This window comes from Rhizobium sp. L43, from assembly GCF_002531725.1.
In the GTDB taxonomy this organism is placed as follows: domain Bacteria; phylum Pseudomonadota; class Alphaproteobacteria; order Rhizobiales; family Rhizobiaceae; genus Rhizobium.
Genome location: NZ_NWSQ01000035.1, coordinates 23,779 through 45,628, shown reverse-complemented (window position 1 = coordinate 45,628; position 21,850 = coordinate 23,779). Strand labels below are relative to the sequence as shown.

General features: G+C 61.3%; 18 protein-coding genes, 2 tRNA genes and 1 riboswitch. Of the genes, 7 read left to right on the top strand and 13 right to left on the bottom strand.

All coding sequences use genetic code 11. From position 1 onward, the window contains the following. Window positions 1-64: 64 nt before the first annotated feature. Window positions 65-1,387 (top strand): hypothetical protein, encoded by a 1,323-nt coding sequence (locus CO667_RS30535; RefSeq protein ID WP_097621894.1) that lies wholly within the window; start codon window positions 65-67, stop codon window positions 1,385-1,387. Between the two features lie 238 nt (window positions 1,388-1,625). Here the strand turns inward: CO667_RS30535 and CO667_RS30530 are convergent. Continuing rightward, window positions 1,626-1,699, bottom strand: a tRNA-Gly gene (locus CO667_RS30530). A gap of 47 nt (window positions 1,700-1,746) precedes the next feature. Then, window positions 1,747-2,841: a 2'-deoxycytidine 5'-triphosphate deaminase gene (locus CO667_RS30525; protein WP_179874252.1), complete on the bottom strand. Its 1,095-nt coding sequence runs from the start codon at window positions 2,839-2,841 to the stop codon at window positions 1,747-1,749. Between the two features lie 73 nt (window positions 2,842-2,914). Continuing rightward, window positions 2,915-2,993: riboswitch (SAM riboswitch) on the top strand. Between the two features lie 42 nt (window positions 2,994-3,035). On the opposite strand from CO667_RS30525, the gene CO667_RS30520 reads away from it, so the two are divergent. Continuing rightward, window positions 3,036-4,220 carry an O-succinylhomoserine sulfhydrylase gene (locus tag CO667_RS30520; RefSeq protein ID WP_097621893.1) on the top strand — a complete coding sequence of 395 codons (1,185 nt, stop codon included), beginning with the start codon at window positions 3,036-3,038 and terminating at the stop codon, window positions 4,218-4,220. Between the two features lie 239 nt (window positions 4,221-4,459). Next, window positions 4,460-4,852 carry a Co2+/Mg2+ efflux protein ApaG gene (gene apaG / locus CO667_RS30515; RefSeq protein WP_097621892.1) on the top strand — a complete coding sequence of 131 codons (393 nt, stop codon included), beginning with the start codon at window positions 4,460-4,462 and terminating at the stop codon, window positions 4,850-4,852. Between the two features lie 423 nt (window positions 4,853-5,275). Here the strand turns inward: apaG and CO667_RS30510 are convergent, their stop codons facing one another. From CO667_RS30510 to CO667_RS30500, 3 genes are all read right to left on the bottom strand, one after another. Then, window positions 5,276-6,268 carry an Hsp33 family molecular chaperone gene (locus CO667_RS30510; protein ID WP_097621891.1) on the bottom strand — a complete coding sequence of 331 codons (993 nt, stop codon included), beginning with the start codon at window positions 6,266-6,268 and terminating at the stop codon, window positions 5,276-5,278. Between the two features lie 87 nt (window positions 6,269-6,355). Beyond that, window positions 6,356-7,270, bottom strand: a complete 915-nt coding sequence (gene argF, locus CO667_RS30505) for an ornithine carbamoyltransferase (protein WP_097621890.1) — start codon at window positions 7,268-7,270, stop codon at window positions 6,356-6,358. Window positions 7,271-7,309: 39 nt separating this feature from the next. Further along, the gene (locus tag CO667_RS30500; RefSeq protein ID WP_097621889.1) at window positions 7,310-8,509 is read right to left on the bottom strand and encodes an aspartate aminotransferase family protein; all 1,200 of its coding nucleotides are present in this window, start codon (window positions 8,507-8,509) and stop codon (window positions 7,310-7,312) included. Window positions 8,510-8,933: 424 nt separating this feature from the next. Here CO667_RS30500 and CO667_RS30495 point away from each other — a divergent pair, with 424 nt between their 5' ends. Next, on the top strand, window positions 8,934-9,467 hold the full coding sequence (locus tag CO667_RS30495; RefSeq protein WP_097621888.1) for a GcrA family cell cycle regulator: 534 nt from the start codon (window positions 8,934-8,936) through the stop codon (window positions 9,465-9,467). A gap of 316 nt (window positions 9,468-9,783) precedes the next feature. On the opposite strand, the gene phoB is transcribed toward CO667_RS30495, so the two are convergent. The 7 genes from phoB to phoR all read right to left on the bottom strand — a co-directional run bounded on the left by phoB (window position 9,784) and on the right by phoR (window position 17,953). Then, a complete protein-coding gene (gene phoB / locus CO667_RS30490; protein ID WP_010068798.1) occupies window positions 9,784-10,467 on the bottom strand; it encodes a phosphate regulon transcriptional regulator PhoB in 684 nt (227 codons plus the stop codon). Window positions 10,468-10,624: 157 nt separating this feature from the next. After that, window positions 10,625-11,338 carry a phosphate signaling complex protein PhoU gene (gene phoU, locus CO667_RS30485; RefSeq protein ID WP_097621887.1) on the bottom strand — a complete coding sequence of 238 codons (714 nt, stop codon included), beginning with the start codon at window positions 11,336-11,338 and terminating at the stop codon, window positions 10,625-10,627. Window positions 11,339-11,382: 44 nt separating this feature from the next. Further along, a complete protein-coding gene (gene pstB / locus CO667_RS30480) occupies window positions 11,383-12,198 on the bottom strand; it encodes a phosphate ABC transporter ATP-binding protein PstB (protein ID WP_007633576.1) in 816 nt (271 codons plus the stop codon). Window positions 12,199-12,213: 15 nt separating this feature from the next. Next, on the bottom strand, window positions 12,214-13,536 hold the full coding sequence (gene pstA, locus CO667_RS30475) for a phosphate ABC transporter permease PstA (protein ID WP_097621886.1): 1,323 nt from the start codon (window positions 13,534-13,536) through the stop codon (window positions 12,214-12,216). Continuing rightward, a complete protein-coding gene (gene pstC, locus CO667_RS30470; protein ID WP_097621885.1) occupies window positions 13,533-15,014 on the bottom strand; it encodes a phosphate ABC transporter permease subunit PstC in 1,482 nt (493 codons plus the stop codon). Before pstC ends, pstA begins: the two co-directional genes overlap by 4 nt. 164 nt (window positions 15,015-15,178) lie before the next feature. Continuing rightward, the gene (locus CO667_RS30465) at window positions 15,179-16,213 is read right to left on the bottom strand and encodes a substrate-binding domain-containing protein (protein ID WP_097621884.1); all 1,035 of its coding nucleotides are present in this window, start codon (window positions 16,211-16,213) and stop codon (window positions 15,179-15,181) included. A 516-nt stretch (window positions 16,214-16,729) separates the two neighbouring features. Then, the gene (gene phoR / locus CO667_RS30460; RefSeq protein WP_097621883.1) at window positions 16,730-17,953 is read right to left on the bottom strand and encodes a phosphate regulon sensor histidine kinase PhoR; all 1,224 of its coding nucleotides are present in this window, start codon (window positions 17,951-17,953) and stop codon (window positions 16,730-16,732) included. Between the two features lie 242 nt (window positions 17,954-18,195). Here phoR and ppk2 point away from each other — a divergent pair, with 242 nt between their 5' ends. Next, window positions 18,196-19,077: a polyphosphate kinase 2 gene (ppk2, locus tag CO667_RS30455; RefSeq protein WP_097621923.1), complete on the top strand. Its 882-nt coding sequence runs from the start codon at window positions 18,196-18,198 to the stop codon at window positions 19,075-19,077. A 49-nt stretch (window positions 19,078-19,126) separates the two neighbouring features. On the opposite strand, the gene CO667_RS30450 is transcribed toward ppk2, so the two are convergent. Next, window positions 19,127-20,311 (bottom strand): regulator, encoded by a 1,185-nt coding sequence (locus tag CO667_RS30450; RefSeq protein ID WP_097621882.1) that lies wholly within the window; start codon window positions 20,309-20,311, stop codon window positions 19,127-19,129. Between the two features lie 285 nt (window positions 20,312-20,596). On the opposite strand from CO667_RS30450, the gene CO667_RS30445 reads away from it, so the two are divergent. Together CO667_RS30445 and CO667_RS30440 are read left to right on the top strand one after the other, a co-directional pair. Then, window positions 20,597-21,556 (top strand): nitronate monooxygenase family protein, encoded by a 960-nt coding sequence (locus CO667_RS30445; protein ID WP_097621881.1) that lies wholly within the window; start codon window positions 20,597-20,599, stop codon window positions 21,554-21,556. Window positions 21,557-21,677: 121 nt separating this feature from the next. Continuing rightward, a tRNA-Thr gene (locus tag CO667_RS30440) sits at window positions 21,678-21,753 on the top strand. Window positions 21,754-21,850 lie beyond the last annotated feature (97 nt).

Genomic DNA, 21,850 nt, shown 5'->3' with positions numbered 1-21,850 from the left:
CGCAGGCCGCGATGTAAATTTCTTCAAGGCGCTCCCCGGTCTTCATCTCAGCGCGCGCATCACCATGATTCTGCTGCTACTTGCCGGCATGATCCTTGCACTTTCGGCGCGGCCGTTGAGACCAGAGCTTGATGAGGTTCTAAAAGCACAAAAAACCTCAATTGGCCTCGCCGGTATCGACAACTTCATCGCATGGAACATTGGCAGACCGGGAGGAGTTGCGGGAGATCCTTCGCTCACAGGCAGCCTTTATGGAAACGCCGAGGTAATCAAGAACACGCTGCTGCATTTTGAGTCGATTCGGGATGATCTTGCTTTTCTCAGGGACAAAGTGTCCACATTCATCAACAGCCCCACAGCATTCCAGAAATGCGACGATAGCCTTGCGACCAGCTATTTTCACCAGCATTTATACGAGCAACTCGACCTCCTTAAAAATTCGGCCTGGACGCTTGATCAAGTCCACCAAGTGATGAATGCTCGCGGGCTGTCGAGCAGAGGTATATATGAGCTGTCGCCAAGCGAACTTGTCAAAGTGTTTGCGCCGCTTCCATACGGTCTCGGTCGGGATATCGATAGTGCTGCGGGCGACCTGCGGTTTCACCTCAACAATCCGGATGTTGACCCGGTTTGCAGCGACTTAAACCAGCAAAAGCTGAACCTCAGGAACGAAGGCGCGCTGCTAAGAATCGGCGCATACAACGGGGCCTCATACGAGGGCCTCGAATACAAATTCATCGACCGGAATGAGGAGGATTGGAAGGCGGGCGACTTTCAGGCCTACAAGCAATACTCCAGAGATTTGAACCGGTACAATAATCTTACGCGGCTCAACGAAGATGTAATTAGGCTTACGTCTTTGCCGATAACCCAGTTTTACTCCGCCTACCCGCAGCATATGGAGAGAATACGAGACATCTTCCGGCGCTATACGGGCGATCAGATCCCATTTATTGTAGACTCGAACCTGAAATTTCCAATCAAATGGGCGTCCCTTTATTTTCCGCTGTTCGTCACATTGGCCAATATATTCATAATTGCCTCATTTCTTGGAGCCGCGAAGCCCGACGACGGCTTCGGAGAACCCATACGCTTGGCCATCAGCGTAAAGTCTTTCCTACTTCTTTCAATGCCGTTGGCTGCTTCACTGCTTCTCAGTCTCATCAACCTTCCCTGGTACAATGATCCGGAAGTTATAAGAAATGTCGCTGGATATGGAAATTTTCCGAAAGAGAAGCTAAGCACGTTCATCGCCGATGAACTAGGAACGGCAGATCCTTCGAAAGATCTGTCTTTGTGGATCAAGCTTACCATCATCCATTTTTTTTCTTTTGCTCTGGTCGTGCACTTCTGGCTGCTGTCCGCACGGAGGTTAGCTGTCCGATAAGGTCGGCCTAATTTCTGTTATTTCGCTCATTCGATCCCTTGCCCAACATGATGCAACCCGGCAGAGCCGTCGCCTGTCATTTCTTCAGCAAAACGGTCAGCATATGGACGATCGCATCGCGAATGCTCACTGGACCCTTCAGAGGCGAAAGGTTGTCTCAAAATCCATATATGGCTTTCGGCTTTCAGGCACTTTGAGCGCCTTGATGCACGTTACTGGACATCGCTAGAAGGGCGGCTGGAGCGGGTGAAGGGAATCGAACCCTCGTATTCAGCTTGGGAAGCTGCTGCTCTACCATTGAGCTACACCCGCGATGCGCTGAGATTTCCAACAGAAGGAGGCGGCTGTCAAGTCGCGTTTCAGATGCGGAAGTGCTTCGAGAGTTTGAGGCCCTGGGCCTGGTAGTTGGAGCCGAGGCCGGAGCCGTAGAGGCTCATCGGTTTTTCCTGCATGTGCTCGTAGACTAGGCGGCCGACGATCTGGCCGTCTTCGAGGATGAAAGGCACTTCGTGGCTGCGCACTTCGAGCACGGCGCGGCTGCCGCGGCCGCCGGCCGGCGCATGGCCGAAGCCCGGATCGAAGAAGCCGGCATAATGGACGCGGAATTCGCCGACCAGCGGATCGAAGGGGGTCATCTCGGCGGCATAATCCGGCGGCACGTGCACCGCCTCGCGCGAGACGAGGATATAGAACTCATCGGGATCGAGGATCAGCTCGTTGCGGCCGCGGCTATAGAGCGGTTCCCAGAAATCATAGATGTCGTGCTGATCTTTCTTGTCGACATCGACGACGGCGGTGTGATGTTTGCCGCGATAGCCGATCAAGCTGTCCTTGTCGCCGGCCAGATCGATCGACAGCGCGATACCGCCGCCCGAGACGTTCGGCTGCTTGCTGGCGACCAGCGTCTCGCTTTCATGCAGCTTCAACAATTCCGGCTCGCCGAGCAGCGCCTGGCCGACGCGGAAACGGATCTGCGACAGGCGGGAGCCGCGGCGCACGACGATCGGGAAGGTGCGCGGGCTGATTTCGAGATAGAGCGGGCCGGAATAGCCTGATGGAATCTTGTCGAACTCCTGGGCGTAATCGGTGATGACGCGGGTGAAGATATCGAGGCGGCCGGTCGAGCTCTTCGGGTTGGCCGAGGCCGACATGTCGGCCGGCAGCGCTAAGCTCTCCATCAGCGGCACGATGTAGACGCAGCCGGTTTCGAGCACCGCGCCTTCCGTGAGATCGATCACATGCAGGCTCAGCCGGTCGAGCTTGTCGGACACCAGATGCGAGGGACCGGGCATGAAGCTGGCGCGCACGCGAAAGGCCTTGGCGCCTAGGCGCAGGTCGAGACTTGCCGGCTGGATCTGGTCGCGGTCCAGCTCCCGTTCGGAGATCAGACGCTCCGTTTCGAACAGCGCCGATATTGCGCGATCCGCCAGAATTCCCGTTTCACGAGCCATCATGCCTCATCCATCATTTGCCGCCGACAAAACCAAACTCGGGGAATTGACGCAAGCAGCTAACAGCAGTATTGCAGAATTATCCCGTGGTGATTTGGCCGGTCGGCTTGCAGCCACGTTAAACAAGTGGCTAAAAAGACCGGGTTGAAACCGGTCTGCTTTTGCGACCGGTTTTTTTGTTATGTGAAGGTGATGGCATGAGCAAGACCTGGCGCCCGGCAACCCAACTCGTCCACGGCGGAACGTTGCGTTCGCAATATGGCGAGACCTCCGAGGCAATCTATCTCACGCAAGGCTTCGTCTACGACACCTCGGAAGCGGCCGAAGCCCGCTTCAAGGGCGAGACCGACGGCTTCATCTATGCCCGCTACGGCAGCCCCACCAACGACATGTTCGAAAAGCGCATGTGCCTGCTCGAAGGCGCCGAAGACGCCCGCGCCACCGCCTCCGGCATGGCCGCCGTCACTGCGGCGATCCTCTGCCAGCTGAAATCAGGCGATCATATCGTCGCGGCGCGTGCTCTGTTCGGTTCCTGCCGCTGGGTCGTCGAGACGCTGGCGCCGAAATACGGCATCGACTGCACGCTGATCGACGGCCGGGATCTGGCAAACTGGGAAAAGGCGATCACGGCGAAGACCAAGGTGTTCTTCCTGGAAAGCCCGACCAACCCGACGCTCGAGGTGATCGATATATCAGGGGTCGCCAAGCTCGCCAACCAGATCGGCGCCAAGGTCGTGGTCGACAACGTCTTCGCCACGCCGCTGTTCCAGAAGCCGCTGGAGCTCGGCGCCCATATCGTCGTCTATTCCGCCACCAAACATATTGACGGCCAGGGCCGCTGCCTCGGCGGTGTGGTGCTTGCGGACAAGGAATGGATCGACGAGAACCTGCACGATTACTTCCGCCATACCGGCCCGGCAATGTCGCCGTTCAACGCCTGGACGCTGTTGAAGGGCATCGAGACGCTGCCGCTGCGGGTGCGCCAGCAGACGCAGAATGCGGCGAAGATCGCCGACTTCCTGGCCGAGCAGGGCAAGGTCGCCAAGGTGATCTATCCCGGCCGCAAGGACCATCCGCAGGCCGATATCATCGCCAAGCAGATGACCGGCGGCTCGACCCTCGTCGCCTTCGAGCTGAAGGGCGGCAAGGAAGCGGCCTTCGCGCTGCAGAACGCGCTCGATATCGTCAAGATCTCCAACAATCTCGGCGACAGCAAGAGCCTCATCACCCATCCGGCAACGACGACGCACAAGAACCTGACGGAAGAGGCGCGCGCCGAACTCGGCATCTCTCCCGGCACGGTGCGCCTTTCGGCCGGCATCGAGGACACGGACGACCTGATCGAGGATTTCGCCAAGGCGCTTGCCAAGGTCTCGGCCTGATCAACGGGATTGGCGGCCGGACCTCACGCGGGGGTTCGGCCGCCGGACCTCGCTCCGTGAGGCCGGGGGAACAAGTTCGCCCGCGCCGGCGTTCGGAAGTAAATTAACACTGAGAATTAGGCTTAACGATCGAAAACTCTTCGATCATGACCGTTTCATCGCGGATCAACATTCCGTTCCTTGACGGACAGGCCCTCTTTATAAGATACGGGTAACATATCTTGTCTAAGGTGCAAGGCATGTATCGCGCCCTCACAAAGGATATCGAAGTCGTCGTCGAACCATTTTATCTGGAGGAGCAATCCGATCCGGAAGACGATCGCTATGTCTGGGGTTACCGGATTGTCATCAGCAACAATTCCGGCATCGCCGTTCGCCTGGTCAACCGTTACTGGAACATCACCGACCAGAACGGACAGGTGGACGAAGTGACCGGCCCCGGGGTCGTCGGCGAACAGCCGAGGCTCAGCCCCGGCGACACCTACGAATATTCCTCCGGCTGCCCGCTCGACACCCCGTCCGGGCTGATGTTCGGCCATTATCAGATGGAAACCGACGAAGGCGAGATGTTCGATGTCGACATCCCTGCCTTCTCGCTGGATTCCCCGGGGCTGCTGCGGGTGCTGAACTGACGTGTAACGCCACAAGCCTACGACGCCTCGGCCCAAAGATCCCCGACGCCAGCCCCTCATCCGCCTGCCGGCACCGACCGGGGTCGAGCCACGGGTCTCGGCCCGTCCTTCGGACCCCCGCTCGCGGGGCGAAGGGGATATGCCGCAACGTCTCGATTCCCTCTTCTCCCCAGCGGGGAGAAGGTGCCCGTAGGGCGGATGAGGGGGCCGGCGACGCCGGTCTTTCCGAACCACACCCATGCAGGTTTCCGCCGCGATGACATCGTCTCGACCGTATTCAAACGCTGGGGGATGACGTTATCGTCGGTGTGCCGGAATAGGTTTTACGTGAAGGATGTGCCATGCGGCCCCCTCATCCGCCTGCCGGCACCTTCTCCCCGCTGGGGAGAAGGGACTTGGGGCAGCTATCCGCGCGAACCGGCCCTATTCGGCCGGCTGAAGTTCGGCCGGCTCGAAGCGATAAGTGGTCGAGCAGAATTCGCAGGTGACGGCGATTTCGCCGTTTTCCTGGCTGGCCTCGATCTCCTCGGCGGTGAAGCCCTTCAGCACGCCCTTGATCTTATCGCGCGAGCAGCTGCAGCGGTCGAAGACGGCGCGCGGCTCGTAGACGCGGACGCCGCGCTCGTGGAACAGGCGGAACAGCAGCCGTTCGGTCCCGACCAGCGGATCGGTCAGTTCATCGGCGTCGACGGTCTCGACCAGCGAACGGGCTTCGAGCCAGGCATCGTCCTCACCATGCGGGCGGCTGCCGGTGTCGCCGTCGCCGCCGTGGAGATCCGGCCGGCGCATGCGCTCCGGTGCTTCCGGCAGGAACTGAGCGACAAGGCCGCCTGCCCGCCAGCGATGGCGCGGCTTGCCGGCCTCGTCGCGATCGAAGAGTTCGGCTGCGGCCAGGCGCACGCGTGTCGGGATCTGTTCCGACTGGCGGAAATAGACGCCGGCAATCTCCTCAAGCGAGGTGCCGTCGAGTTCGACGATGCCCTGGTAGGGCTGGCCGAACTTGCCCTGATCGATGGTGAAGGCGAGCACGCCCCGGCCGAGCAATTGCTCCGGCTCGGTTTCGCCTGCTGCGATGGCCTTGTTGAGCAGCGCCTGATCAAAGCGGGCATAGGCGCGGACATTTTCCGGCGTCGAGAAATCGGCGACGAGAAGATCGACCGGGCCATCGCCCTTGGTCTGCACCGTGAACTTGCCGTCGAATTTCAGCGAGGTGCCAAGCAGCACCGTCAAGACGACGACTTCGGCAAGGAGGCGGGCGACAGGTGCGGGGTAATGATGGCGCTCGAGGATCGCATCGAGCATCGGGCCGAGCTGAACGGCGCGGCCGCGCACGTCCAGCCCCTCCACCTGGAAGGGGACGACATGGTCATCGCCGGCGAAATCAAACTGGCCGAGGGCGGCTGCAGCTTCTGCCATGGCTTTCTCCTAGTTTCGGAGCGATGGGTCAGCGTGCCCTTCGCTCGCGCGGCCGCGGGTCTATGACTCGCGGCATCCGATTATGGTTCAGATCGCGCCCAGGCACCAAGCAAGAATCGACTTCTGCGCATGAAGACGGTTTTCCGCCTCATCGAAGACCACGGATTGCGGGCCGTCGATCACCTCGTCCGTCACTTCCTCACCGCGATGAGCCGGCAGGCAATGCATGAACAATGCATCATTGCCGGCCTTCGCCATCAAGGCCGCGTTGACCTGGTAAGGCTGGAAGACATTGTGACCCCGGGCCCGATGTTCCTGATTCATGGAGACCCAGGTATCGGTCACCACGCAATCGACGCCTTCGACCGCACGGTCGGCATCATGGCAGAGCATGATTTCGGCGCCCTCATTGCGGGCCCAGTTCAGATAGTGATCCTTGGGCTCCGAACCAAGAGGCACGGCCATGTTCATGCGGTAGCCGAAGCGCGCGGCCCCTTCGACCAGCGAATGCAGCACATTGTTGCCGTCGCCGGTCCAGGCGATGGTCTTGCCCTTGATCGGGCCGCGATGCTCTTCGAAGGTCATGATATCGGCCATGATCTGGCAGGGATGGGTATCGTCAGTCAGCGCATTGATCACCGGCACGGTCGCATGCTCGGCAAGCTCGACCAGCCTGGAATGCTCGGTGGTGCGGATCATGATCGCATCGACATAACGCGACAGCACCTTGGCGGTGTCGCCGATCGTCTCGGCGCGGCCGAGCTGCATCTCGGTGCCGGACAGGAACAGCGTTTCGCCGCCGAGCTGGCGCATCCCGACATCGAAGGAGACGCGGGTGCGTGTCGACGGTTTTTCGAAGATCATCGCCAGCATCTTGCCGGCGAGCGGCTTGTCGCCCTTGCCGGCCTTGAAGGCCTGCTTGCGGGCGAGCGCATCGTTCATAATGGTTCTGAGATCGGCTGAGGTGACCGCCGAAAGATCGAGGAAATGTTTAGGAGCCATAGTCTTCTTACCTGTCTGCGCCCGAAGGCGGCAATCCCTTCAAGCCGTCTTCTTAACCTTGGCGGCGCGAATGCTCTCGGCGGCGCGCTCGATGCGGGCAAGGCCCTCGCGGGCTTCCTCGGCGGTGACGACGAGGGGCGGAAGAAGGCGGATGACGTTGTCGCCGGCGGGCACGCCGAGCAGATGGGCGGCGCGGATCGCCTGCAGCAGTTCGGCCGAGGGAATGGCGGCCTTGACGCCGAGCAACAGTCCCTCGCCTCTGATATCCTCGATCACGTCGGGATAACGATCCTTCAGCGAGGCGAGGCCTTGGCGGAAGACCAGTGCGACGTCGCGCACCTGCTGGAGGAAGCCATCGGCGAGGATGATGTCGAGCACGGCGCTGCCGACGGCCATGGCGAGCGGATTGCCGCCATAGGTCGAGCCGTGTGTACCGGCCTTCATGCCGGAAGCGGCTTCCGCGGTGGCAAGGCAGGCGCCGAGCGGGAAACCGCCGCCGATGCCCTTGGCGACCGCCATGATGTCGGGGGTGACGCCCGACCATTCATGGGCAAAGAGCCTGCCGGTGCGGCCGACCCCGGTCTGGACCTCGTCGAGGATCAGCAGCAGGCCGTGTTCGTCGCAGATCTGGCGAAGCGCCTTCATGAATTCGGGGGTGGCAGGACGCACACCGCCCTCGCCCTGCACCGGCTCGATCAGAATTGCGGCCGTGGCATCGGTGATCGCGGCGCGCACCGCTTCGATATCGCCGAAAGCCACCTGATCAAAACCCGGCGCCTTGGGGCCGAAACCTTCGAGATATTTCTCCTGGCCGCCGGCAGCGATCGTCGCCAGCGTCCGTCCGTGGAAGGCGCCTTCGAAGGTGATGATATGGAAGCGCTCGGGATGGCCCTTGGAATATTGATAGCGGCGCGCCGTCTTGATCGCGCATTCGAGCGCCTCGGCGCCCGAATTGGTGAAGAACACCTTGTCGGCGAAGGTGGCGTCCGTCAGCCGTTTTGCCAAGCGCTCCTGGCCGGGGATCTCATAGATGTTGGAGAGGTGCCAGACCTTGTCGGCCTGCTCCTTCAGCGCGCCCACCACATGCGGATTGCTGTGGCCGACCGAGGTGACGGCGACGCCGGCGCCGAAATCGAGATATCGCTCGCCGCTTTCGGTGATCAGCCACACGCCCTCGCCTCGCTCGAACCGCAGCGGGGCACGAGAATAGGTGTCATAAAGCGGCGCGGCTTCAGCCATGGCGCGATCTCCCGATCTAAAGTTATGGGGCGACTGACTCCGGCTAAGAAAACCAGGCCCGAAAAATCAAAAATGCCGCCTTGCGGCGGCGACTGGCACTATTTCCTTTTCGCGCTGCAATGTCAACAAAACTGCGCCCTTAGCGGATGCAGCAAGGGTGCACAGCCGCATTTTCAGTCTTCAACAGGCATTATTGCAGAAATGCCACGCAGGGGCAGCAAGTTGGGGAAAACTACGAATTCGATTCATCCGGATTCATGCGACTCTTGTCACGGAGTCAGCCTCACACTAGGTTAAAGTTCAATTACTAGACTGCATGCGGCGGAACTAGTCACCAAAATTGATCAAGCGTTTCTTGTTTCGGAGCTCCCGAGACAACGGTGAGGGATTCTGCCATCACCAACGCAAAAGGTGGAGACAGGGCATGAACTGGACAGACGAGCGGGTCGAGAAACTCAAGAAGCTTTGGGCCGAAGGACTGAGCGCCAGCCAGATCGCGGCGCAACTTGGCGGTGTCAGCAGAAACGCTGTTATCGGCAAGGTTCACCGGCTGAGCCTTCCGGGCCGTGCCAAGGCCGGCGGCACCAGCGCCGCGGCGCGAACGCCGAAGCGCAATACAGCGGCACCGCGCGCGCCGAACTATGCCTCTCGCGTCACTACCCGCACCGTTACCCGCCAGCAGGGCGCAACGATGCTGAAGGAAGAGATCGAGATCGAAACGATCGAGGAAATGGAATATGTGCCGAGGGGCAACGTGGTCGTGCCGATTTCGCGCCGCCTCGGCCTGACGGAACTGACCGAACGCACCTGCAAGTGGCCGGTCGGCGATCCGCTGAAGGACGACTTCCACTTCTGCGGCTGCGAATCCCCCGACAATTCGCCCTATTGCAGCTATCACCAGAAGCTCGCCTACCAACCGGTCAACGAACGCCGCCGGGCGGCGGCGCGGGCCGGCTGAGAAGAACAGCATCGTTAGAGATGAGAAACGGGCCGATTGGCCCGTTTTTTTATGCGATTGTTGGTTCGCACCGGTGGCCGCCCCTCATCCGGCTGCCGCCACCTTCTCCCCGCACGCGGGGCGAAGGGACATGCCGCACCGGCTTCCTTCATCTCGACACGTCTCCCTCGTCCCGCGAGCGGGAAGGTACGTGCCATACGAAAGGGTGCGGAGGAGCGGAGAGGTCACGGCGTGTTCCCTTCGCCCCGTTTACGGGGAGAAGGTGGCGGCAGCCGGATGAGGGGCAGCCATACGCGCGCCGTTCCGATGAAAGCCCTCAGGCTTCCATCGAATAACCGGCGCCGCGGACGGTGCGGATGACGTCCTGCATGTTGGAGAAGTTCAGCGCCTTGCGCAGGCGGCCGACATGGACGTCGACGGTGCGTTCGTCGACATAGATGTCGTGGCCCCAGACGCCGTCGAGAAGCTGCGAGCGGGAGAAGACCCGGCCCGGCGACGACATCAGGAATTCCAGCAGGCGGAATTCGGTGGGGCCGAGGCGGACTTCACGGCTCTTGCGATGGACGCGATGGGTTTCGCGGTCGAGCTCGATATCGCCGCATTTCAGCACCGTCGACAGCACCTCGGGGCGGGCGCGGCGCAGCATCGCCTTGACGCGGGCAACGAGCTCGGGGGTCGAGAAGGGCTTGACGACGTAATCGTCGGCCCCCGTCGACAGCCCGCGGACGCGCTCGCTCTCTTCGCCGCGCGCCGTCAGCATGATGATCGGCAGGCGCTCGGTTTCCGGCCGCATGCGCAGGCGCCGGCAGAGCTCGATGCCGGATACGCCGGGCAGCATCCAATCGAGGATAAGAAGATCGGGCGTGCGCTCCTGAAGCCGCATCTCGGCTTCATCGCCACGAAGGATGGTATCGACCTCGAAGCCTTCCGCTTCGAGATTGTAGCGAAGAAGCACGCTCAGGGCTTCCTCATCTTCAACAACTGCAACTCTCGGGATCATGCGTCTCGGTCTCCTCGCGCATGATCCTTAAACCGGGGGTGATTTAAGCAATGCATCCTGCGCAAATTCACAAACTGGCTGCGACCTCTTTGCGCGCCCGGACGGGCGCGCACGCAATTGACTGGTCCGGGGCGACTGGCCCGGGCTGTCCGGGCGATTATTCCGTAACCGCGCCGACGGTGTTGGCACTGTCGTCCTTCGGACGATCGCCTTCCGGCTGCGCGCCGGTCGCCATGTAATAGATCGTCTCGGCGATGTTGGTGGCGTGGTCGCCGATGCGCTCGATGTTCTTGGCGCAGAAGAGAAGATGCGTGCAGCTGGTGATGTTGCGCGGATCTTCCATCATGTAGGTCAGGAGCTCGCGGAACAGCGAGGTGTACATCGCGTCGATCTCGTTGTCGCGTTCGCGGATGGCGTTCGCCTTGTCGACGGCGCGCGTCGTGTAGACGTCGAGCACTTCCTTGAGCTGGACGAGCGCCAGCTCGGAGAGATGCTCGAGGCCGCGGGCGAGCTTGCGGGGAACGCCGGTGCTCTGCACGGCAATAACGCGCTTGGCGGTGTTCTTGCCGAGGTCGCCGACGCGTTCGAGATCGGCGGCGATGCGGATCGAACCCATGATCTCGCGCAGGTCCGCAGCCATCGGCTGACGGCGGGCGATGGTGACGATCGCCTTGTCGCCGATTTCGCGTTCGGCATGATCGAGGATCACATCGTCGGAGATGACCTTCTGCGCCAGCGCGGTATCGCCGTTGACCAGCGCCCGCACGGATTCGGCGACCATCTGTTCGGCCAGGCCACCCATTTCGGAAATCCGCCTGGAAAGGAACTTCAGATCATCATCATAGGCAGAATAAATATGTGTCGATGCCATGGGGCTTTATCCTCGAATAACGGAAAGGCTTGGTGACGCCAAAATCAGCCGAAGCGACCCATGATGTAGTCCTGGGTGCGCGGATCGTCGGGATTGGTGAACATCTTGTCGGTGTCGTTCTCCTCGACGAGATTACCGAGGTGGAACATGGCGGTGCGCTGCGAGACGCGCGCGGCCTGCTGCATGGAGTGGGTGACGATGACGATCGTGTAGTTCTCTCGCAGTTCGTGGATCAGCTCCTCGACCTTGGCGGTGGCGATCGGGTCTAGCGCCGAGCAGGGCTCGTCCATCAGGATGACTTCGGGGCTGACGGCGACGGCACGCGCTATGCAGAGGCGCTGCTGCTGACCGCCCGACAGACCCGTGCCGGATTCGTGCACGCGGTCCTTGACCTCGTTCCAGAGGCCGGCGCGCTGCAGGCTGGTCTCGACGATCTGGTCGAGATCGGCCTTCGACTTGGCCAGGCCATGGATGCGCGGGCCGTAAGAGACGTTTTCATAGATCGTCTTCGGGAACGGGTTCGGCTTCTGGAAGACCATGCCGACGCGCGCGCGAAGTTCGACGACGTCGATATCGGGATCATAGATATCGTCGGTGTCGAGGGTGATCTTGCCGGTGACGCGGCAGCCGTCGATCGTGTCGTTCATGCGGTTGAGGCTTCGCAGGAAGGTCGACTTGCCGCAGCCCGAAGGGCCGATCAGCGCGGTTACGGTGTTTTCGCGGATGTTCAGGTTCACGTCGAAAAGCGCGCGCTTCTCGCCGTAGTAAACCGAGACATCCTTTCCGATCATCTTATACGGGACGTTGCTCATCTTCTGATCCAGCGCCTTTTCAACTGCAGCTTCCGTCAACATGTTCATGATGTTTAACTCCGTTTACCAGCGGCGCTCGAAGCGACGACGCAAGAGGATGGCGCCCATGTTCATGACGATCAGGAACAGGAGCAGGACGATGATGGCACCCGAAGTCCGCTCGACGAAGGCCCGTTCGGCCTCGTTTGCCCACATATAGACCTGCACGGGCAGGGCCGTCGAGGGATCGAGCGGTGTGGTCGGCGCGTTGGCGACGAAGGCGACCATGCCGATCAAGAGCAGCGGCGCGGTTTCGCCGAGCGCGTGCGCCAGACCGATGATCGTGCCGGTCAGGATGCCCGGCATGGCGAGCGGCAGAACATGGTGGAACACCATCTGCATCTTCGAGGCGCCGAGGCCAAGGGCTGCGGCGCGGATCGACGGCGGCACGGCGCGAAGGGCGGCGCGCGTGGCGATGATGATGGTCGGCAGGGTCATCAGCGTCAGCACCAGGCCACCGACCAGCGAAGCCGAACGCGGCAGGCCGATGAAGTTGATGAAGACGGACAGACCGAGCAGGCCGTAGACGATCGAAGGGACGGCGGCGAGGTTGTTGATGTTGACCTCGATCAGATCCGTCAGCTTGTTCTTCGGCGCAAATTCCTCGAGATAGATCGAGGCGGCAACACCGATCGGCAGAGCGAGCACGAGCACGATCAGCATCAGGTAGAGCGAACCGATGAGGGCGACGCCGAGGCCGGCGGCCTCCGGACGACTGGAATTGCCGTTGACGAAGAGGCCGGTGTTGAACTGCTTGTGGAGAGCGCCGCTCGCCTTCAGCTCGTTCATCCAGGCAACCTGCTTGTCGTTGACCTTGCGGTTCTTCTCATCGACTTTAAGATCGATCTGGCCCTTGCTGGCGCTATCGACATTGGCGTCGGCGAGCACCGTGACATTGACTGTTTTGCCGATGATCGACGGGTCTGACATGACCATATCGCGCAGCTGGATCGGCGCCCCCTTGGAGAGCATAGCGGTTGCATCGCGCACGTCGGGACGGCTTGCGGCATTGATGTTCAGCTGCTTGACGATCGCGTCGCGCAGAAGAACCGGATAGTTGGCGGCGATCAGCACCGAAGGGTCGGTCGCACGCTTATTGTTCGGGTCGATCGTCTTCTCGGTGAATTCGATCGGCAGGGTGATCGCCGTCTGCTGGAAGGCGGTGTAGCCCTTGCCGATCACCGTCCACAGCAGGATGAACAGGAAGACGAGACCGAAGGTGATGGCGGCGATGCCATAGGCCTGGAACCGGCGCTCGGCGGCGTAGCGGCGCTTGATGCCGATATCGCGGCGCGCAGGCGCCTTGGAGACGGTGACGCCTGATGTGGGAGAAACAATATCCGTCATTCGTACTGCTCCCGGTATTTGCGCACGATGTAGAGCGCATAGATGTTGAGGCAAAGCGTGATGCAGAACAGCGTGATGCCAAGGGCGAAGGCAACCAGGGTCTGCGGCGAGGTGAACTCGAGGTCGCCCGTCAGCTGGTTGACGATTTTGACGGTCACCGTCGTCATCGGCTCGAAAGGGTTGATCTGGATGCGGGCGGCGACACCGGCGGCCAGCACGACGATCATGGTTTCGCCGATGGCGCGCGAGGCCGTCATCAGCAATGCGCCGACGATGCCGGGAAGAGCGGCCGGCAGGACCACTTTCTTGATGGTTTCGGAGCGGGTGGCGCCGAGACCGAGCGAACCGTCACGCAGGGCCCGCGGCACGGCGGTGATGATATCGTCCGACAGTGAGGAGACGTAGGGGATCAGCATGATGCCCATGACGATACCGGCGGTCAGAACGCTCTGCGCCTGAATGAAGTTGGTGTAGCTGCCGGAGAGCAGGCCGCTGATCTGAGCCGAGAAATCGCGCAGGAACGGGCCGACGGTGACGAGGGCAAAGAAGCCGTAGACGATCGTCGGAATGCCGGCGAGCACTTCGAGCAGCGGCTTGGCGACCCCGCGCACCTTCGGCGAGGCGTATTCGGCCATGTAGATGGCGGCAAAGAGACCGACCGGCACGGCGACCAGCATGGCAACCAGGCCGATATAAAGCGTGCCGAGCAACAGCGGGATCAGGCCGAACTGGCCGAAGGACGAGCTGCCGGCGCCGGCAAAACGCGGATCCCAGACCGTGCCGAAGAAGAAGTCGGCGGCGGGAACGGCGGCAAAGAAGCGGGCCGCTTCCGACAGCATCGAAAGGACGATGCCGATCGTCGTCAGAATGGCGATCGAAGAGGCGAGCAGCAGGCCCCAGAGCATGACGCGCTCGACCCGGTTGCGGGCGCGGAAGCGCGGGGCAATGGCGCGCAGCGCATAGAAGGCGCCTGCGACAGCCAGAATGAAGACAACAGCCGTCATGGCCAGCCGGCTCGTCATGCTCATGGCATTGAGCTTTTTGGCGGCGTCGAGCATGTAAGGCTGGGGCTGGCCGGCAAGCGGCACACCCTTTTCGTTGAGCTTGGCCTGGAGTGCCGCCGGATCGCCGGCGACCGCTGCGGTTTCGTCCGCAGTCAGCATCGTCAGGCCGCGGGCGACCGTCGCCACCATGGAATAGCCGAGATCCTGTTCGACGGCGGCTTGCGCCTTGACGTCGGCAGGAAAGGCGCCGCGAACCGAGGATTGGATGATGCCGGGGCTGACCGAGAGCCAGACGCAGAGGACGATGAGGGCCGGAAGAACCGCCCAGATCGCCGCATAGGCGCCGTAATAGGCCGGCCGTGAGTGCAATGCCGAGGATCTGCCGCCGGCAAGCGCCGTGGCCCGGCTGCGCGCGACCAGATAGGCGGCGGCACCGATCACCACAAGGCACAAAAGTATGATGGATGTGCTCATTCGTTACGTCCCCAGGCCCGTAGCCCCCAAAGCCCGGCAGCTTCATCAGCCGCCTTCAGCTTCCAATCATGCGGAATGAATTCACCCTGCAGCACCGGAAACACCGGTGCGCGGGGATAAGGCAATGCCGGCGCGGGCCTGAAGGCGCCGCGCCGGCAAAGTCATTACATGGCCTTACCGGCTTCGACGTCCTTGCGGATCGCGTCGCGCTCGGCATCCGGAGCGGCAACCAGGCCGTATTCGGCGAGCGGGCCGTCAGGGCCGATCATCTGGTCGGATACGAAGAAGTTGACGTATTCCTTCAGGCCGGGAACGGCGCCGAGATGTGCCTTCTTGACGTAGAAGAATAGCGGGCGGGAAACCGGGTAGGTGCCGTTGGCGATCGTTTCCGTCGACGGAACGATGCCGTTTACGCTGGCAACCTTGAGCTTGTCGGCGTTGTTTTCATAGAAGGACAGGCCGAATACGCCGACGCCGGTCTTGTTGGCGGCGATGCGTGCGAGGGTTTCCGGATAGTCGCCGTCGATGTCGACTGCAGCGCCGTCCTTGCGGACTGCGACGCAAGCCTTGCCCTGGGCGGCCTTGTCGGAGATTTCCTTGGCGATGACGTCGACAGCACCCGAAGCCTTGCAGCCGGCAGCGAGAACGTTCTGTTCGAAGACTTCGCGGGTGCCGTGCTTTTCGCCCGGGATATAGGCAGCGATATCAACAGCCGGAAGCTTCGGGTTGACTTCCGACCACTTCTTGTAGGGATTGGCGACGAGCTTGCCATCGACGACGACCTGGGCTGCGAGGGCCTTGTAGATATCTGCGGGAACGTAGGCAACGTCCGGGTTGGACGAGTCGGTGGCGAAGACGATGCCGTCATAACCGATCTTGACTTCCTGAATGTCGGTTACGCCGGCAGCCTTGCAGGCTTCGGCTTCGTTCTTGTTGATCGGACGCGAAGCGTTCGCAACGTCGATGGTGTCTTCGCCAACGCCCTTGCAGAATTCCTTCAGACCAGCGCCCGTGCCGCCGGATTCAACGACCGGCGTCTTGAAGTTGGTGAAGGTTTCGCCGAAGGATTCGGCAACGATCTTTGCGTAAGGCAGGACGGTGGACGAGCCAGCAACCTGAATCTGGTCGCGGGCGACGGCAGCGCCAGCGAAAGCAGCGGTTGCAGCGAGCGCGGCAACGGTGAGCTTGAAGGTGTTCATTAGAAATCTCCCGGCATTTGGGCTTGTGTGAGTGCGGCCTGTAGAGAGGCCCTCGCAGTGCCTTTTTTCATCGGCGGGACTCTCTTAGCGCTTTAAGCACCGTCCTTTTATGTCAAATAGGTGAAACATTTGTGACAGCTTAAATAATTGATTTATAATGGAAAATTTTATCTAGATTAGCCGATCGTGTCGGCGAATGGCAAGGTTTGGCCGCGGATCTACCTCGCGTTGTAAAAACCGGTCACATATCGGTAACAGGCAGGTTGGGCGGCGATTTTCTGCTTTATGTTCTTTCATGAAAGTCGTTCCGCGTGGTCTGCCCTCATCCGGCTGCCGCCACCTTCTCCCCGCTCCCGGGGCGAAGGGACCATGCAGCAAGCTCTCCGTCCCCATCAACCTCCCGCAAGGCACGTCCCCTCTCCCCGTCTTTTACGGGGGTCCGAAGGACGGGTCGAGACCCGTGGCTCGACCCCGGTAAGGTGAGGGTGAGCGGCAAATCACACGGCACGCCCAGCGCTAAAAGCGCACCGTAAAATCGGTGCCCTTGCCGACTTCGGATTTGACGATCAGTCGGGCGCGGTGGCGGGTGAGGATGTGTTTGACGATGGCAAGGCCGAGGCCGGTGCCCTTTTTCGAGCGGCTGTCCTCGATGCTGACGCGATAGAAGCGCTCGGTCAGGCGCGGCACATGTTCGGCCGGAATGCCCGGCCCCTTGTCGACGATGCTGACCTCGACCGGCTGGCCGGTGCCGTTCTTCAGCCAGACGTCGACCACCTCGCCCTCCTGGCCGTATTTGCAGGCATTTTCCATCAGGTTCTCGAAGACCTGGACAAGCTCGTCGCGGTCTCCGAGCACCTCGACCTTACCATCCGGCAGATGCAGGTTGATGTCGACGCCGACATCCCTTGCCAGCGGCACCAGCGCGTCTCTGACATGGCCGAGCAACGGCACCAGATCGATCTTCTCGTCCGGCGCGATATGCGATTTCAGCTCCAGCCGCGAGAGCGACAGGAGGTCGTCGACCAGCCGGCTCATGCGGGTCGTCTGATCGAACATGATGGCGAGGAAACGCGCCTGCGCCTTCAGATCGTTCTTTGCCGGTCCCTGGATGGTTTCGATGAAGCCGCGCAGCGAGGCAAGCGGCGTGCGCAGCTCATGGCTGGCATTGGCGACGAAATCCGAGCGCATGCGGTCGATGCGGCGAACCTCTGAAATATCGCGGAAGGAGAGGATGAAATAGCGCTCGCGCGGCCCGTCATCGGCCGCGAATTCGACGGGGGCGCTGCGCACGATATAGACGCGCTCGGAGGGCAGCCGCTCGGCATGCTCTATCTGGTTCGGGGCGTTGGTGGCGATGGTTTCGCGCACCATGTCGAGCACACCGGGCGAGCGCAGGCGGGCCGATATATGGGCGCCGAGCGCCATCTCGCCGAAGGCCTTTTCGGCAGCGCGGTTCTGGAAGAGCACCGAGGCGTCGTCCGATAGCACCATGACCGGGATATCGAGGCCGGAAAGCGTGGCGGAGATCTCAGGCAGGCGGCTTGGCGGCGCTTCCGGCTCGATCTCCGCCGGTTCGAGCGGCTCGGCCTTGATCACCGGCGCCTCGTTGAACAGCGCGGTCAGGACCATCGCCAGCAGCAGGACGAGCACGGCCCATTTGTTCATGCCGGCGGCAAGCGCAATCAGCGCGCTGAGGATTGCCGTAAGCAGCACCGGCCGTTCGCGCCTTATGCGCGCCAACAGGCTTTTTCTCCATGGAGTTTCGTCTGGCAAGTGCCCTCGCGGCGTCGATTCGTTTTTCTTTGTATTGAACTCTGCCTGATAGCGGCAATTCATGACAGAAGTTTTCGGGCGGCCGCGTCTCAAGCGAATGGCCGCAGCCGAAACCCGTGAAAAATTACCGGTCATCCGTGAAAGATTTGATTTTCAACGATAACTATGTTCGCCTGCGGGAAGAGAACAATCAGGCTGAGGAGGAACCTATGGACGAGGACGTCGAAAACAGGGCCGTCGAGCTGGAGATCCGCGGAAAGAAGCGCATCTTCGATGTCGACGATCCCGTTCTGCCGGATTGGGTGGAGGAACATGCGCTTGCTTCCGGCGAATTTCCCCACAAGAAGAAACTTAGGGAAGAAGACTATGTCGAGCAGCTGGAAAAGCTGCAGGTGGAACTCGTCAAGGTGCAGTTCTGGCTGCAGGCGACCGGCAAGCGGGTGATGGCGCTGTTCGAAGGGCGCGATGCGGCCGGCAAGGGGGGCGCGATCTCGGCCTCCTCGGAGAATATGAACCCGCGTCTTGCACGCGTCGTGGCGCTGACAAAGCCGACCGAGCGCGAACAGGGGCAATGGTATTTCCAGCGTTATGTCGCGCAGTTTCCGACGTCAGGCGAATTCGTGCTGTTCGACCGATCCTGGTACAACCGCGCCGGAGTCGAGCCGGTCATGGGCTTCTGCACGCCGCAGCAATATGAGGACTTTCTCAAACAGGCGCCGCAGCTTGAAAAGATCATCGCCCATGAGGGCATCTTCTTCTTCAAATTCTATCTCGATATCGGCCGCGAGATGCAGCTGAAGCGCTTCCACGACCGCCGGCACGATCCGCTGAAAGTCTGGAAACTATCGTCGATGGACATTGCGGCGCTGACCAAATGGGGCGACTACAGCGACAAGCGCAACCGGATGCTGAAGGAAACCCATACGGATTTCGCACCCTGGACGGTGATCCGCGCCAATGACAAGCGGCGGACGCGCCTCGAACTCATCCGTCACATGCTGAACAGGATGGATTATGACGGCAAGGACAAGACGGTGCTCGGCACGGTCGATGAAGAGATCATCGGTTCAGGGCCTGGATTCTTGAAATAGGGCTTTCTGAAATAGAGCTTTCTGAAATGGACGGGGGCTGAGCGGAGCGTCATTGCCCCGGCAGGATGCGGATGGCGAAGAGGTTGATGCCGCGCGCCTTGCCGTCGAGATCGCTGTTGATCGTCAACGTGCCCGGCGCATTCGGCGCCAGCGAGCGGTCGAACTTCACCTGCAGCAGCGCATCCGATTTTTCGCGGGTGACGTTGAAGCGATGGCGGGCACAATTGCCGAGCGTCTGGAAATTGCATTCGACGGTGACCTGGGTCGGCTCGTCACTGGTCGATTGCAGGGTCAGCGCGATGGTCGAGGATTTGCCGGCGAGCTGCTGCAGCACCGAAGCGGGCACGCTGATGGCGATATTTCCGTCGGCAGCCCCGCTCTCGGAAATCAGCCGGATGGCGGGGCCGTCATTTTCTGTGATTTTTTCGGTGCGCGCCCGCGGGCTGCTCTTGATCTTGTCGGCGTCGTCAGGCTTGAACACGGGGATCCAATCGGCCGAGAAACTATTCTGCGGATCGATGGTCACCGGCTGATCGGTGGGGGAGGCTGATTTGCCGGCGCTGTCGTCATTGCCGGTGAAATCCTCGGGCTGAGTGCTGGCCGGCGGATTGGCGACGCTGGTGTCGCGTTCGGCCGCCGTCAGCAGCAGGCCCGATGTATGCGCCCACCAGGCGCCGATGCCGACGAAAGCCAGCAACACGCACCAGACGAGCAGCCGCGAAAAGAATTTGCGCGGTTTGCGGCGGCCTGCCGCCCGCTCCGGGCGGAAATCCATATTGGTGGCGCGCTGGCCGCGGGCAAGGCGCTCCTCGCCGACGGGGGCGGCAGCCAGATGATCGGCACTGCCGGCATGCACGTCGTCGAGGCTCGCCTCATCGCGGCGGCCGAAGGTCACCTCGGGGGCGCGGGTCTCGCCCGGCACTGCGGGGCTGTCAATATCGTCGACTTCGGCGCGGTGAACCGCAGGTGGCATTTCCACGACAGGCGGCACGGGCACTTCGGGCGGCCGCTGGCGGGGGTGGAGGCGGTCGCGCTCCTCGCCTTCGATGGCGTGGATGGTGCTTTCCAGACGATGGCGGTGATGGGCGACGACCTCGGTATCGGTGATATCCTGCTTGCGGAGACCGGCTTCAAGCGCCTGGCGGGCCGACTGATAGATCCTCGCTCGAACCTCCGGATTGTCGCGTTCGGAATTTTCGAGCGCTGTTCTGATGGCCGTTTCTAATCCGCTCACGTCTAGTCCTTCACCTTGAACTCGGCATCGGACTGCAATCCCCGCCGTTCTCCATCAAAATTCGGTAGCGGCAAGTGCGGCAAACCGCAAGCCTTGCGGGGCGGGGCGCGGTTGATCGGCGGGGATAATCGGCAGGTTTCAGCGCTTGCAGGCCTCATTTTGTCAGCTATTGCAGACATATATTCGGGGTGAAATCGGCGAAGGCATGGCAGCCGCTCTTTTATCGGCTTTTCTTCTCTGTTATGAGATTGACGTTTTCGTAAACGTCAATGGAAGTGGTGAACCATGGCCCTGCCCCCGATCCTGAGGGATAAACTGAGACTGCCGGTCATCGGCTCGCCGCTGTTCATCATCTCGCATCCCAAGCTGACGCTGGCGCAATGCAAGGCCGGCGTCGTCGGCGCCTTTCCGGCGCTGAACGCCCGGCCGGAAAGCCAGCTCGACGAATGGCTGGCCGAGATCACCGAGGAACTCGCCCGCTACGACGCCGCCCATCCCGAGCGGCCGGCCGCTCCCTTTGCCGTCAACCAGATCGTCCACATGTCGAACAAGCGGCTGGAGCACGACCTGTCGCTCTGCGTCAAATACAAGGTGCCGATCGTCATCTCCTCGCTCGGCGCCGTGCCCGAGGTCAACGCCGCCGTGCATTCCTATGGCGGCATCGTGCTGCATGACATTATCAACAATCGCCACGCCCATTCGGCGATCCGCAAGGGGGCCGACGGGCTGATTGCGGTCGCGGCCGGCGCCGGCGGCCATGCCGGCACGCTGTCGCCCTTTGCGCTGATCCAGGAAATCCGCGAATGGTTCGACGGGCCGCTGCTGCTCGCCGGCGCGATTTCCACGGGCGGCGCCATCCTTGCCGCAGAAGCGATGGGCGCCGACATGGCCTATATCGGCTCGCCCTTCATCGCCACGCAAGAGGCGCGCGCCGCAGACGCCTACAAGCAGGCGATCGTCGAAGGCGCCGCCGGCGATATCGTCTATTCCAACTTTTTCACCGGCATACACGGCAACTATCTCAAGCCCTCGATCGTGGCTGCCGGCATGGACCCCGACAACCTGCCGCTCGCCGATCCCTCGAAGATGGATTTCGAACAGGCAACCGGCGGCGCCAAGGCCTGGAAGGACATCTGGGGCAGCGGCCAGGGCATCAGCGCCATCAAAGCGGTCGAGCCGGTGGCAAATCTCGTCGACCGGCTGGAGGCCGAATACAGGGCGGCACGCGCCCGGCTGGCGCTCTGAGGCGCACCTTCCCGCCGCTGCCCTCTTTTTTGCCAAAGCCATGACAGGGTGCTTGAAATCTTCGGACAATGGCTGTATCAGCGCCATGCAAATCGCGGGCCGCATGCTTCGGCCGTGAAATGCCGCTTTAGCTCAGGTGGTAGAGCACATCATTCGTAATGATGGGGTCGCAGGTTCGAGTCCTGCAAGCGGCACCAAAAACCTCCAGATAATACAAAGAAATACGGCGCCGGACATAGTGCGGCTTACCGTAATTTCACCCCTTGGGGGAAAATCTGGGGGAAAATTGGCTTC